General features: G+C 34.4%; 15 protein-coding genes. 13 read left to right on the top strand and 2 right to left on the bottom strand.

All coding sequences use genetic code 11. The features are described 5' to 3' along the window. Positions 1-8 precede the first annotated feature (8 nt). The 9 genes from NQ499_RS08800 (at position 9) to NQ499_RS08760 (ending at position 10,014) form a co-directional block, all read left to right on the top strand. Positions 9-479 (top strand): ComEA family DNA-binding protein, encoded by a 471-nt coding sequence (locus tag NQ499_RS08800; RefSeq protein ID WP_006504702.1) that lies wholly within the window; start codon positions 9-11, stop codon positions 477-479. Further along, positions 470-2,446 (top strand): ComEC/Rec2 family competence protein, encoded by a 1,977-nt coding sequence (locus NQ499_RS08795; protein ID WP_006504701.1) that lies wholly within the window; start codon positions 470-472, stop codon positions 2,444-2,446. Before NQ499_RS08800 ends, NQ499_RS08795 begins: the two co-directional genes overlap by 10 nt. A 41-nt stretch (positions 2,447-2,487) precedes the next feature. Next, complete coding sequence (gene holA / locus NQ499_RS08790) at positions 2,488-3,447, top strand: DNA polymerase III subunit delta (protein ID WP_006504700.1); 960 nt, start codon at positions 2,488-2,490, stop codon at positions 3,445-3,447. A gap of 1 nt (position 3,448) precedes the next feature. Beyond that, the gene (gene hemW, locus NQ499_RS08785) at positions 3,449-4,540 is read left to right on the top strand and encodes a radical SAM family heme chaperone HemW (protein WP_006504699.1); all 1,092 of its coding nucleotides are present in this window, start codon (positions 3,449-3,451) and stop codon (positions 4,538-4,540) included. Between the two features lie 129 nt (positions 4,541-4,669). Then, complete coding sequence (hrcA, locus tag NQ499_RS08780) at positions 4,670-5,692, top strand: heat-inducible transcriptional repressor HrcA (RefSeq protein WP_040389615.1); 1,023 nt, start codon at positions 4,670-4,672, stop codon at positions 5,690-5,692. A 13-nt stretch (positions 5,693-5,705) separates the two neighbouring features. Next, on the top strand, positions 5,706-6,278 hold the full coding sequence (gene grpE / locus NQ499_RS08775) for a nucleotide exchange factor GrpE (protein WP_238319814.1): 573 nt from the start codon (positions 5,706-5,708) through the stop codon (positions 6,276-6,278). A 17-nt stretch (positions 6,279-6,295) separates the two neighbouring features. After that, positions 6,296-8,110 (top strand): molecular chaperone DnaK, encoded by a 1,815-nt coding sequence (dnaK, locus tag NQ499_RS08770; RefSeq protein WP_006504696.1) that lies wholly within the window; start codon positions 6,296-6,298, stop codon positions 8,108-8,110. A gap of 51 nt (positions 8,111-8,161) precedes the next feature. Continuing rightward, positions 8,162-9,286 (top strand): molecular chaperone DnaJ, encoded by a 1,125-nt coding sequence (gene dnaJ / locus NQ499_RS08765; RefSeq protein WP_006504695.1) that lies wholly within the window; start codon positions 8,162-8,164, stop codon positions 9,284-9,286. Positions 9,287-9,336: 50 nt separating this feature from the next. Next, positions 9,337-10,014 (top strand): YjjG family noncanonical pyrimidine nucleotidase, encoded by a 678-nt coding sequence (locus NQ499_RS08760; RefSeq protein WP_006504694.1) that lies wholly within the window; start codon positions 9,337-9,339, stop codon positions 10,012-10,014. Between the two features lie 34 nt (positions 10,015-10,048). Here NQ499_RS08760 and rpmB read toward each other — a convergent pair whose 3' ends face one another. Continuing rightward, a complete protein-coding gene (gene rpmB, locus NQ499_RS08755) occupies positions 10,049-10,234 on the bottom strand; it encodes a 50S ribosomal protein L28 (protein WP_022425067.1) in 186 nt (61 codons plus the stop codon). 234 nt (positions 10,235-10,468) lie between these two features. Here rpmB and NQ499_RS08750 point away from each other — a divergent pair, with 234 nt between their 5' ends. The 4 genes from NQ499_RS08750 to NQ499_RS08735 all read left to right on the top strand — a co-directional run bounded on the left by NQ499_RS08750 (position 10,469) and on the right by NQ499_RS08735 (position 13,715). Further along, positions 10,469-10,822 (top strand): Asp23/Gls24 family envelope stress response protein, encoded by a 354-nt coding sequence (locus NQ499_RS08750; RefSeq protein ID WP_006504692.1) that lies wholly within the window; start codon positions 10,469-10,471, stop codon positions 10,820-10,822. Positions 10,823-10,833: 11 nt separating this feature from the next. Then, positions 10,834-12,453 carry a DAK2 domain-containing protein gene (locus NQ499_RS08745; protein WP_006504691.1) on the top strand — a complete coding sequence of 540 codons (1,620 nt, stop codon included), beginning with the start codon at positions 10,834-10,836 and terminating at the stop codon, positions 12,451-12,453. A gap of 139 nt (positions 12,454-12,592) precedes the next feature. Continuing rightward, on the top strand, positions 12,593-13,183 hold the full coding sequence (locus tag NQ499_RS08740; protein ID WP_006504690.1) for a rubredoxin-like domain-containing protein: 591 nt from the start codon (positions 12,593-12,595) through the stop codon (positions 13,181-13,183). 160 nt (positions 13,184-13,343) lie between these two features. Beyond that, entirely contained in the window at positions 13,344-13,715 is a 372-nt protein-coding gene (locus NQ499_RS08735; RefSeq protein ID WP_006504689.1) for a hypothetical protein, read from the top strand. A gap of 132 nt (positions 13,716-13,847) precedes the next feature. Here the strand turns inward: NQ499_RS08735 and NQ499_RS08730 are convergent, their stop codons facing one another. Continuing rightward, the gene (locus tag NQ499_RS08730; protein WP_006504688.1) at positions 13,848-13,997 is read right to left on the bottom strand and encodes a hypothetical protein; all 150 of its coding nucleotides are present in this window, start codon (positions 13,995-13,997) and stop codon (positions 13,848-13,850) included. Positions 13,998-14,274: the final 277 nt, after the last annotated feature.

Raw genomic sequence — 14,274 nt, 5'->3', positions numbered from 1 at the left:
CTTTTTTTATGCGTCAAATTAAGATTATTGGGCTGATTCTTTTGAGTATTGCCTCATTTCTATATAGTTATCAAAAGCCTGAAAAAGTCAGCTCTACACAAAAATCAGAAGTTTATATCACGTTAGAAGGTGCTTTTAACCAAACAGGTGAAGTTCCTATAAAAGAAGGTATGACGATGAGTGATTTAGTAAAGAAAGTAGGGGTTAAAGAAAATGCTTGCATGGATTCTTTAAATATGAATAGAAGTATTCAAGCAGAAATGCGTTTTTATTTACCAGAAAAAAGAGCAAATATGATTTCGCTTAATAAGGGAACTTTAGAAGACTTTATGACTTTAAAAGGGGTAGGAGAGAAAACAGCACAGAAGTTCATTGACTATAGACAGATACAGCCTTTTTATTCGATAGAAGACATCATGAATATACAAGGAATCGGTGAGAAGAAATATCTCATCTATCGTGACTATCTATGCCTTTAAGATATCATTTAGTATATTATGCTGTATTTGTCTTATTGCTGTCAGTTGCTTATCTTGTTCATCCTTTATTTTATATATTTCTACTTGCTTATTTAATTTATCTAGTGAAACGATTTGGAAGAAAGATGTTGTTTCTTCTTTTTTTATTACCAATTATATTAAGACCAGTGACTTCACCAGAAGTGCCTTCTATTGTTTCTGGGAGGGTGAAAGATATAAGAGATAATTATGTTATTTTAAACACTGATTATGGGAAGATTAAAGCCTATACAGATCATTCATTTCAATACAATGATGAAGTACTTGTTAAACTTAGGTTTCTTGAAATTAAGCATCGCAAGGATCCGATAGGTTATGATGAATATCATTCATTCAAAGCTAACAATATCGTCGCAAAGGCTAAAATCACCCATATTACCTCTGTTTCATCCCATCCTTCCTTTTGTCAATTAATAGAAAAACATTTCTCTTCTTCGAAGTCTATTAAAAGTTATCAGAAACTCTTTGTTCTAGGTATAAAAGATGAAGCCATTAAAGAAGACTATTCACTCCTCACAAGTCTTTCTCTTATCCATATGTTTGCTCTTTCAGGTATGCATATACATTTACTTTATAAATGTTTGAGTCTTATTAAAACGTTTGTACGTGTTGATATTGCGGATATCATTATCAAAATACTCATAGCCTTTTATGTCTTTTCTATACCTTATAATATATCTCTTCATCGTGCCTTTTATATGCTTGTCATCTATGATCTTGTAAAAGAGAAGTTCAATCAATTAGATGTACTATCGTTACTTGTTTTATTTAATGTTATTAAAAATCCTTATATCATCTTTAGTATTTCTTTTGTCTTCTCTTACTTTATTTATTTCCTTGTCATTATGACCAAACATTTCCCATATCGCTCTTTCCTTATCTATTTGGGTGGTATTCCTATTGTCCTCGCGCTTAACTTCTCCATTAATATCTTTTCTTATTTTTTAACGGTTCTTCTTGCTCCTTTTATATCCTGTTTCTATATTGTAACGCTCCTCTCTCTCATTTTTCCAATAGATCTCATTATGAAGATGATGATCAACTACCAGCAGATGATCTTGAACTTTATCACTTCATTCAATGCAGAAATCATTTTTCAAAAACCAACGCTCTCATTTATTATTCTTTATTATGTCATCTTATTTTATATTTTCTTATTATTAGAAGAAAAGAAGAGTGTTCAGTTTTCTATGTCTCTATTATGTGCACTTATGATCAGCTTTCATATATATAGTATCTATAAACCATACACTCAGGTTTCTACTATTGATGTAGGGCAGGGGGATTGTTCATTGATCCGCCTACCTTTCAATCAAGGAAATTATTTGATTGATACAGGGGGTAACAGGGAATATGATATTGCTAGTCATAATGTTATTCCATTTCTTAAATCTCAAGGTGTTCCGTGTATTGATAGAGTTTATATATCTCATCACGATTATGATCACTATGGTGCTTTGGATTCGTTAAAGAAGAAATATAAAGTCAAGCGTATCATTGACTCCTATCAGGAAGAAGAGAAGAATAAGCTGATTACAATTAAAATGCTTAAAAGTGATGTGATTTATCCTTCTACCAATGAAAATTCTTTAGTCATGTTAGTAACAACAGGAGGCTATAATTATTTATTTACGGGTGATATCCCAAGCAATGTAGAAGAAGATCTTTATAAGAAATATGGAGAAATAGATATAGATGTTTTAAAAGTGGCTCATCATGGTAGTGGTTATTCTTCTTCTGTAACATTCTTTCAAATGGTACATCCACGTATTGCGATGATTGGTGTAGGAGAACATAATCTTTATGGTCACCCAGCTCGTATTGTGATTAAACGATTAGAAGAAAGAAAGATTAAAATACTGCGTACTGATCTTGATGGCAGCTTTTCTATTATCACTTATTTAGGGGAACATCTTATTTACCGTTAATCATGAATATATGGTAGAATAGGACAAAAGGATGGAAAACTATGAATATTGTATTATATGGAGAAGAAAAACTATTGCTTGCACAAAGATTAGAGGATTTAAAAAAGAAATATCAATGTACAAGTGATGATATGAATTATATGGTCTATCATGCAGGTGAAACGCCAATGAAGGAAATCATTGAAGATGCCTTAACACAGCCTTTCTTGACAGAATATAAGATGGTTGTCTTAAAGAATCCAATCTTTCTTACCAAAGAGAAGCCTAAAAAGAAGCTTGTCACAGATGAAGATATCAAGCTGTTTTTAGATTATATTGAACATGATAATCCGACAACAATCTTTGTTATATATCAGGATCAGCGTAATTTTGATGAAAGAAAGAAGGTAGTCAAATCATTACGTAAGCATGCGAAATGGTATGAAATGGAAAAACTGACCTTTGATCAGCTTTATAAAGCTACTAGAGAAGCGATCATTCATAGAAATGCCTCTATTGAAGATGATGCACTTACTTTGTTGTTAGATCGCTGTGGGAATGATCTTTTGACTATTTCTAATCAGGTAGAAAAACTATGTCTTTATACACATAATATAAAGAAGGAAGATGTTGAAAGACTTGTTCCACCACGTGTTGAAGAAGATGTATTTAAGTTGACAAATGCGCTTATGAATCATGATTTAAGAAATACGATGCGTGTTTATCAGGATTTGATTTCTCAAAACCATGAGCCTTTACAGTTGATTGGGTTAATTGCGAATTCATTACGTAATCTTTATCAGGTCTCTATTATGAGTAAGAAGGGCTATCGTGATACTGATATTGCATCTGCCCTTGGACTTAATCCTCGTGCAATCTATCCAATCCGTAAAAATGCGGCACACTTTGATATTACAGAACTTATGGAAAAACTTTATGCTTTATCTGAACTTGATTATGCGATCAAGACAGGGACAGTGGATAAATATAGAGGATTAGAACTCTTCTTGATGAGGATATAATATGGAAACAAAAGCACTTTATATTCATATTCCTTTTTGTGATCATATCTGTTCTTATTGCGATTTTGCAAAGGTTTATTATCGTGAAGAGTTTGTATTACAGTATCTAGAACGTTTAAAGGAAGAACTTGATACACTTCCTCATCATCCGATGGAAACTATTTATATAGGAGGAGGCACACCAAGTGCACTTTCTTTAAATCAATTAAAGATGTTATTAAATATGATAGATCCTTTTGTGGGTGATGGAACTCTAGAATATACTATAGAAGTCAATCCTGAATCAGCAACGCTAGATAAACTAGAAATTATGCATCTTCATGGAGTTAATCGCTTAAGTGTTGGAGTACAGACATTTGATAATACATTATTAAAAAGAATTGAACGTTATCATACATCTTCTATTGCAAAAGAAGTTGTAAGAAATGCGAAGGCTATTGGCTTTAAGCATATCTCTATTGATTTGATGTATGGATTACCAGGACAGACACTAGAAGATGTAAAAGAAGATTTACAGATTGCCTTATCACTTCCTATCAATCATTTATCCTACTATTCTCTTATACTAGAAGAACATACAAGACTTTATGACAATTATGAACCACTTGATGAAGAAACTGAAGGAATCTGGAGTGATTATATTGTAGAGACACTCTCTCGTGCAGGTTTTCATCGTTATGAGGTATCTAATTATGCATTAGGAAATCATGAATCTTATCATAATAAAGTCTATTGGCATTATGAGAACTATTATGGTGTCGGTATTGGCGCCACAGGTAAGATAGATGATGAACTTATTTCTCACTCACGTAGTCTCACTGATTACCTGCAGGGGAAGAATACAATATATATAGAAAAAGAAACAATCGAAGATACAATGTTTAATCATCTTATGATGTCTTTACGTCTTGAAGAAGGATTGGACCTTGATGAATTTAAAAGAAGATACCATCATACTATAGAAGAGGTCTATAAAGAAGCTCTCTCTAAGAATCTAGATAACCACAATCTGGTTATTGAAAATAATCATTTAAAAACAAATCATACGCTTGATCTTCTTAATTCCATTCTCCTTGATTTCTTGCCAGAGTAGTACAACGGTTTCTAGAAAATAGAAACCGTTTTTTAACACAAACTAGCACTAAAGGCTTGACACTGCTAAAAAAGAATGTATAATGAATCTAGCACAAGAGGAAAAAGAGTGCTAAGGAGGTGCTTGAGAGTGCTATCGGCAAGACAAATGCTAATATTTAAATATATTGTCGAAGAGTTTATTGAAACAGCAGAACCTGTTGGATCTAAACTATTGATGACAAAATATGAGTTACCTTATTCAAGCGCCACTATCCGAAATGAAATGAGCAAACTTGAAGAACTTGGCTTTCTAGTAAAGACACATACATCTTCTGGTCGTGTTCCTTCTAAGAAGGGCTACTACTATTATGTAAATACTTTGCTTCAGCCAAATGTTGATGAACAGGTGAAGAATCAGGTTGCAACAATCTTTAGTGATACACATCAATCATTGAATAGTTTGATTAAAGAAAGCTGCGAAATGTTAAGCCAGTTGACTGATCTGACGGCGGTTGCTCTAGGACCTAATTCAAGTTATGAATGCCTGCAGAATATCACATTAGTTCCTATTGGAACAAGAAATGTGACAGCCATCATAGTGACGGATAAGGGACATGTAGAAAATCGAGTTTTCACTTTATCTGAGACATTGAGTTTGGATGATTTACAATCCTGTGTATCGGTTATGAATGATACACTGGTAGGTACACCAATTAATCAGGTCGCAGATAAGTTAGAAAACGATGTCAAGCCAATCCTCAATACGAGAATCAAGGAACATGAAATCTTGTTTAATGCTTTCTTAGAAGCATTTATGAAATTTGCAAGAAACAATGTATATTTCTCTGGTAAAGATCATTTGTTATATCAGCCAGAATACAATGATGTCAATAAGTTAAGAAAACTAGTGAGTGCATTTGAAAATTCATCAAACTGGAATTTCTTAGCACCCACAGATGACGATGGCATTAAGGTATTGATTGGTGATGATTCAAATGTATCTGGACTTGATGATGTATCTGTTATTTCATCTTCTTTTGATACAGGAGGAGCTAACAAAGGAACGATTTCTGTAATCGGTCCAACGCGTATGCCTTACAAGAAAGTTGTATCGCTTGTAGAATATATTACTGAAAATATTGAAAGAATCATCAAGGAAAATGATGAGTAGAAGAGGTGAGACCATGGCAGAAGAAATGAAGAAAGAAGCAGAAGAAACTGTTGAAGAAACTACTAAGGAAGAAGCTGAAGAAGTAAAAGAAGAAACAGCTGAAGAAAAAGCTGAAGAAACAGTAGATCCTAAAGATGAAAAGATTAAGGATTTAGAATCTCAAATCAACAAGTGGAAGACAGATTATTATAAAGTATTCGCTGATATGGAGAACTTAAAGAAAAGACTTAAAACAGAACATGCAAATCAGTTAAAGTATGCAATGCAGTCTTTTATTGAAGAGTTACTACCAGTTATTGATAACTATGAAAGATCATTAACTGTAGAACCTGAAAGCGAAGAAGGTAAGAATATTCTTAAGGGTAACAAGATGATCTTAAACCAGTTAATGAATATTCTAGGTAAGAATGGTGTAACTGTGATTGAAGCACAGGGCAAGGAATTTGATCCTAATATACACCAGGCAGTCATGCAGGATGACAATCCTGACTTTGGTCCAAATATTGTGACTGAAGAATTACAAAAAGGTTATATGTTAAAAGATAGAGTTATTAGAGCAACTTTAGTGAAAGTGAATAAGGATTAATAGGAGGAGAACTTATTATGAGTAAAGTTATTGGTATTGATTTAGGTACAACAAATTCATGTGTCAGTGTAATGGAAAATGGTGAAGCAAAAGTAATTGCAAATCCAGAAGGAATGAGAACAACTCCATCAGTTGTTGCATTCAAGAATGGCGAAATTATCGTTGGTGAAGCTGCAAAGCGTCAGGCAGTTACAAATCCTGATACTGTAGCATCAATCAAGAGACATATGGGTACAAGCTATAAAGAACATGTCAATGGTCGTGATTATACACCAGAAGAAATTTCAGCAATGATTCTTCAGAACTTAAAAGCTACTGCTGAAAGTTATTTAGGTGAACCTGTAACTCGTGCAGTTATCACAGTTCCAGCTTACTTCAATGACTCACAGCGTCAGGCTACAAAAGATGCTGGTAAGATTGCAGGTCTTGAAGTTGAACGTATCATCAACGAACCTACAGCAGCAGCTCTTGCTTATGGTGTAGACAAGACTGAACAGGAACAGAAAGTATTAGTATATGACTTAGGTGGTGGAACATTCGATGTATCTATCCTTGACTTAGCTGATGGTACTTTCGATGTATTAGCTACTGCAGGTAACAACCACTTAGGTGGTGATGACTTCGATAAGAAAGTTATGGACTACATGATTAGTGAATTCAAGAAAGAAAACGGTGTTGATTTAAGCGCTGATAAGATGGCTATGCAGAGAGTTAAAGATGCTGCAGAAAAGGCTAAGAAAGACTTATCTGGTATGATGCAGACTCAGATTTCATTACCATATATCACAGCTGGTGCTAATGGACCACTTCATTTAGATATGACTCTTACAAGAGCAAAATTTGATGAATTAACATCTGATTTAGTTGCTGCAACTGAAACTCCAGTAAGACAGGCATTAAATGATGCTGACGTTACTCCATCAGAAATCGATCAGATCTTATTAGTTGGTGGTTCTACTCGTATTATCGCAGTACAGGAATCAGTTAAGAGATTATTAGGAAAAGAACCTAACAAGTCAGTTAACCCTGATGAAGTAGTATCTATGGGTGCTGCAATCCAGGGTGGTGTTATCACTGGTGATGTTAAAGATATCGTATTACTTGACGTTACACCATTATCACTTGGTATCGAAACAATGGGTGGTGTTATGACAGTATTAATTCCTCGTAACACAACTATCCCAACTACTAAATCACAGATCTTCTCAACTGCTGCTGATAACCAGCCAGCTGTAGATATCAACGTATTACAGGGTGAACGTGCTATGGCTAAAGATAATAAGCAGTTAGGCTTATTCAAACTTGATGGTATTGAACCAGCTCCAAGAGGCGTTCCTCAGATTGAAGTATCATTTGATATCGACGTTAACGGTATCGTAAACGTTAAAGCAAAAGATATGAAGACAAACAAAGAACAGTCTATCACTATTCAGAACTCTACAGGTTTAAGTGAAGAAGAAATCGATAGAATGGTTAAGGAAGCAGAAAGCAACAAAGCTGACGATGAAAAGAAACGTAAAGACATCGAAACTAAGAACAAAGCAGAAGCTATGATCAACCAGATTGATAAGGCTTTAGCTGAACAGGGTGCTAACCTTCCAGAAGATCAGAAGAAGCAGGCTACAGCTTTAAGAGATGAACTTAAGACTGCATTAGATAATAATGATATGGCTACTCTTGAATCTAAGATGAGCGAACTTGAAAAGATTGCTCAGCAGATGGCTGCTGCTCAGTATCAGCAGCAGAATGCTGGTAACACAGCAGGTGCAGACACTTCATCTAACAACAATAACGATGATTTCGTTGATGCAGACTTTACTGAAAAGAACTAACAAGAAAGCCAAGGGAATCCCCCTTGGCTTATATTAAATGAGGTGTGATTTATGGCAGATAAGAGAGATTACTATGAAGTCCTTGGTGTGTCCAAGGATGCTTCAAAAGATGAAATAAAACGTGCCTATCGTAAGATGGCAAAGAAATATCACCCTGATGTGAATAAGGCGCCTGATGCAGCAGAAAAGTTCAAGGAAGTTAATGAAGCCTATGAAATTCTTTCTGATGAGAATAAGAAGGCCGCTTATGACCGTTATGGACATGCAGCATTTGAACAGGGTGGTGCAGGTGCTGGAGGATTTGGTGGCCAGGGATTTGGTGGATTTGAAGATATGGACTTTGGTGATATCTTCGGTTCATTCTTTGGCGGAGGACAGTCACGTTCTAGAAGACCTACAGGACCACAAAAAGGTGAAGACCGTTATGTTCAGATAGAAATTGATTTCATGGATGCTATCAAGGGCAAAAAGACTGAACTTAAGATTAACTACGATGAACAGTGTTCTCATTGTCATGGTACAGGTGCGAAGAATCCTAATGATGTGCATACATGTTCTAGATGTGGTGGTACAGGACGTATTAGAGTACAGCAGCGTTCGCCATTTGGTACTATCATTAATGAAACAGTCTGTCCAGACTGTCATGGTACAGGTAAGGTAGTCAAGGATAAGTGCCCACATTGTCATGGTTCAGGATATATTAATAAGAATGTCACTGTTGAATTAACTATCCCAGCTGGTATTAATTCTCATCAGCAGTTACGTGTCGCTGGTAAAGGACAGCGTGGTGTCAATGGTGGACCTAATGGGGACTTATATGTAGAAATCTATGTTCGTCCACATAAATACTTTGTGAGAAATGGTAATGATATTTCTATATCAGTTCCAGTTTCTGCAGTCGATGCAACTCTTGGCTGTGAAGTAGAAGTACCTACTGTTTATGGTGATGTGACTATGAAGATTCCAGCAGGAACACAAACTGGTACAGTCATGAGACTTAAGGGTAAAGGTGTCAAGAACATGCGTAGTGATACTTATGGTGATCAGTATGTTCAGGTCAATGTTTCTATTCCTAAGAAACTCAGCAAGAAAGAAAAAGACCTTTACATGAAACTTAAGGAATTAGACGAAAAAGAATCTATTTTTGATCAATTTAAGAAATCATTCAAGAGATAGGGATATTGAGTATTCCTATCTTTTTCGTATAATGAAATAAGGAGGACATTATGAAATATAAAACTATATTATGGGATATAGATGGCACACTTCTTAATTTTGAAATGTCTGAAAAAATCAGCATGGAAAAATGTTTAGAGAAGCATGGCGTATCTATGACAGAAGCACAATTTGAAGAATACAAAAAGATTAATAAAGAATGCTGGAAGATGATTGAAAAGGATCATTCAAGAAGAAATGAACTCATGGTGAAACGTTTTGTAGATTTTTTTACATTACTTAATGTTTCTATTGATGGTGTTCAGTTTAATAAAGATTATCAGGAAGCATTAGGTACTTATTATTGTTTGAATGAATTCGCCTTAGATGTCATTTTGGCGCTTAAACCACATTGCAAGCAGTATGCAGCATCAAATGGCTCAAAAGTCGCTCAGTTAGGCAAATTAAAGGGTACAGGGCTTTATGATTTATTTGATGATATATTCATCTCAGAAGATGTAGGATATGAAAAACCTGATCTCACTTACTTTAATTATATTAAAGAAAAGACCCACTATGATCCTGATACCACAATTATTATTGGAGACTCACTTACAAGCGATATAAAGGGTGGAGAGAATGTAGGAATAGATACATGCTACTTTAATCCAGCTCATCAAAAAAACACTTCTCAAGCTGTCACATATGAAATAGACAAACTTATAGAAGTGTTAGACATAGTAAAATAAAAGAGGCTGTTACCAGCCTCTATTATTATATCGATTAAGCGCTCTTTCTTAAAGTTCTTAACTGTCTTGCAGAAACTCTTACCTTTGTAGGCTTACCATCGATGATGACAGTAGCTTTCTGTAAGTTAACATTCCACTTTCTTCTTGTAGCGTTTAATGCATGAGAACGGTTGTTACCAGACATAGGTCCTTTACCGCTAAGCTGACATTTTCTAGACATTGAATTCACCATCCTTTTACTTGTTTCACATACTCGTGTATCTTACCATCTACCTCATCAAAAATCAATCATTTTTTTTATTAATCTGTACAAAATGTAAAAAAAGGTGTATTTAAGCATTAAATAAGGATTGAAAAATCTTTATTGTTTGCTATAATCCTAATTGTTTGTAATGTTTGTGTATATGATATATAATTACTATTATGAAAAAAGAATAAAAATGGAGGAATCAATATGATTAAAAAAACAACTGATCTTGGAAATATAGATATTTCAACTGACGTTATTGCTACTATTTGTGGCGGAGCTGCAACAGAATGTTATGGTGTTGTAGGTATGGCTAGCCAGAAGATGATGGATGGTTTTTATGATCTTCTAGGTAAAGATAATTATTCTAAAGGAATTGTTGTTGAAGAAGGTCAGACTGGTTCTATTATTAATCTTTATATTATTGTAGGTTACGGTGTGAAGATTTCTGAAATCGTATATGAAGTACAGAAGAAAGTTAAATATGTACTAGAAAAGACTCTAGATATTGATATTGAAGCTGTGAATGTTTATGTTCAGAGCATCCGTGTAATGGACTAGGAGGATGAAGCATGAAGGAAATTAACGGTAAAATGTTTAAACAGATGGTCTTAAGCGGGGCTATCGTATTACATAATAATCATCCTGAGGTAGATGCTTTAAACGTCTTCCCAGTACCAGATGGAGATACAGGTACTAATATGTCTCTTACATTCAATTCTGGGGCTGAACAGGTTGAAAAGCTTGCTGATGATACATCTATTGGTGATATTGCTAAAACTCTTTCTAAGGGCTTATTAATGGGAGCAAGAGGAAACTCTGGTGTAATCCTTTCTCAGATCTTTAGAGGTGTCGCTAAATCACTTAAGGGAAAAGAAACTGCCAATGTTGCAGAATTATCTGATGCATTCTCTTCTGGGGCTAAAGTGGCTTATAAAGCAGTTATGCGTCCAGTAGAAGGAACAATCTTAACAGTTATTAGAGAATCTGCTGATGCAGCTGCTAAGTATGTACAGCCAGATATGGAAATTGAAGACTGGTTCTCTTACTTTGTAAAGAGTGCTGAAAAGTCTTTAGATAATACACCTGAACTTCTTCCAGTATTAAAAGAAGTAGGTGTAGTTGACTCAGGAGGAGCTGGTTTATTATTAGTATTAACTGGTTTCATGGCTGCTCTTGCTGGTGAAGTAATTGAAAAAGTAGATAATGTTGGTGCGGCAAGTGATGTGGAAATTGTACAGGAAGAAGAAAAGCCTTATGGTTATCGTGTACAGTTCACATTAAAGATTGATGACAGAAAGATGAATGCATTCAACTTAGATGGTTTCATCAATGAGTTAAAGAATTTACCAGGTAAGAACGTAGATGTAGCACAGAAAGATAACAAGGTTATTGGTAATGTAGATACATTAAAGCCTGGTAATGCATTAAATACAGGTCTTCGTTTTGGTGAATTCACTAAGGTAACTGTAGTCAATACTGAAGTATCTGAAGAAGAAAAAGAAGAAGAAATCCCAATGGCTCCTGCTAAGGAAATGGCTCTTATTTCTGTGGCTGCAGGTGATGGTATTAAGGATATGTTCCTTGAATTAAATTGTGATCATGTTGTATCTGGTGGTCAGACAATGAACCCAGCAACTGAAGATATCGTTAAAGCAATCAAGGGTGTGAATGCAAAACATGTCATCATTCTTCCAAATAACTCTAATATCGTAATGACTGCGCAGCAGGCGGCTACAGTATTAGAAGGAGAAGTAGACGTTGTAGTATTACCTACTAAGACTATTCCTCAGGGATTATCTGCTGCTATCATGTATAATCCAGAAGCAACATTAGATGAAAATGTGGATGAAATGAAGGAAGCTATTGCGAATGTAAAGACTGGTCAGGTGACTTTCGCAATCAAGGATACTTCAATTGATGGTTTAGAAATTAAAGCAAATAATTATATGGCTTTATGTGAAAAGAAGATTGTGGCTTGTGTGCCAGATAAGTTAGAAGCATTAAAGAATGTTTTAAGCAATCTTGTAGATGAAGATTCTGAAATCGTTACACTTATTTGTGGTGAAGACGTAACAGAAGAAGAACAGGAAGCAGCTGCAAGCTTCATTGAAGAAAACTATGAAGATGTAGAATGTGAAGTTCATGTTGGTAAACAGCCAGTTTACTCATTTATTGTTGGTGTAGAATAACTAGTTGAATTCCTACCACTTATGTGGTGGGAATTTTTTTGTTTACAATGAAAAGTCAAATCCATTGACATTATAGAATTATATGCTATACTTAAATAGTAATCATTCCTAATAAGGAATTAAAAAGGAGAAAAAGAATATGGCAAAATTTGTATGTAAAGTGTGTGGATATGTTTATGAAGGAGATGCAGCACCAGCTGAATGTCCAGTATGTCATGTAGGCGCTGATCAGTTTGAAGAAGTAAAGGGTGAAATGAAATTAGCTGCTGAACATGAATATGGTGTTTATGCTAAGACTGTAAAAAATAATCTTGATATCACTGATGAAGATAAGAAATTTATCTTTGATCAGTTAAAAGCAAACTTTGAAGGTGAATGTTCAGAAGTTGGTATGTATTTATGTATGGCTAGAATCGCACATAGAGAAGGTTATCCTGAAATTGGTTTATATTGGGAAAAAGCAGCTTATGAAGAAGCAGAACATGCTGCTAAATTTGCTGAAATGTTAGGTGAAGACTTAGAACCAAATATGAAATCAACTACTAAGGATAACTTAGCTTGGCGTGTAGATTGTGAATTTGGTGCAACTGCTGGTAAGGTTGAACTTGCTACATGTGCTAAAAAGAATAACTTAGATGCAATTCATGATACAGTTCATGAAATGGCAAGAGATGAAGCAAGACATGGTAAAGCATTAAAAGGTTTATTAGATAGATATTTTGGAAAATAATTGAATCAGTAAGAATACAAAGGCATCAACTTAAGGACCAAACATCCACAAAGTTGGTGTCTTTTTTTGTTAATGTAAATTATAATTGTTTTAAGTTATCTAAAGTAATTTTCATAATGAAGGTCCTTATAAAAAAGATCTGGCTGAAGTAAATAAGAAAATGCAAGACTCTTATTCTTCAAAATATGATGTATCAATTAATTCTATGCTTTGTTCAAGTGGAAATCTAGGTATTGTGTATGATATCAAAGATAATGGAATCACAACAGATATTCAGTATATGTTATTATATTCTCTAGATAATCACAAACTAGATACAATTGCATGTCGTTCCGATACAAGTGTAGAAAGAGCTGATTTCTATTTATGGTCCATTGTTTTGTTGAGAACTCTATCAGAAGAAGATCATTCTTCAACAGAATGGCTTTCATTACTTGCAGATTCAATGGATGGTCCTAATCAGGTAGGTGATTATTATTTCAAACTTGATATGGGTGATGAAAACTATATGTTTGTAGTATTACCTAAATAATTAAATGAGTGAGGAGCAGAAATGCTCCTTTTTGTTGATTATATGATTAATGTTTTTAAAAATTATAGTATAAAAAGAACTAGAGCTAAAATACACTCTAGTCCTTTTCTGATTTCGCAATATCTTCTCTAATCAGCTTTTTGATATATCCCATTTTTGAATCAACTTGATAAGCTTTTCAAGAATATCTGCATCTGTTTTCTTATTGAATGCAAGATTAACGCATTTTGTCATCTTTTTTGCATAGTTTGCACTTGCTTTCTTCTGTGCTTCAGTTGCCATGATTGCCTCTCCTTATAATAAATATGAAATTAAGAATACGAGTGCTGCAATAAGTCCGATGAGTTCAATTGCTTTTAAGAATAATTTGTTCATTGTTTTCTTTGAAAAGTAGTATTACAATAGTAATGGGAAGAGAGGACTAGCCTCTCAAGCCATTATTTAATTTGGTTTACCAAGATTAGAGTCCATCTAATTAAAGAAATGATTCTAATCACTAGCGTTTCGATTAACCCTGTAATTCGAAACGCTTTTCTTTTACCACTTTATTGCCTCCAAT

The organism is Catenibacterium mitsuokai, assembly GCF_025148785.1.
GTDB classification, from domain to species: Bacteria; Bacillota_I; Bacilli_A; order Erysipelotrichales; family Coprobacillaceae; genus Catenibacterium; species Catenibacterium mitsuoka.
Note: the sequence above shows the minus strand (reverse complement) of the source record. Positions and strands in the feature narration are given on the sequence as shown.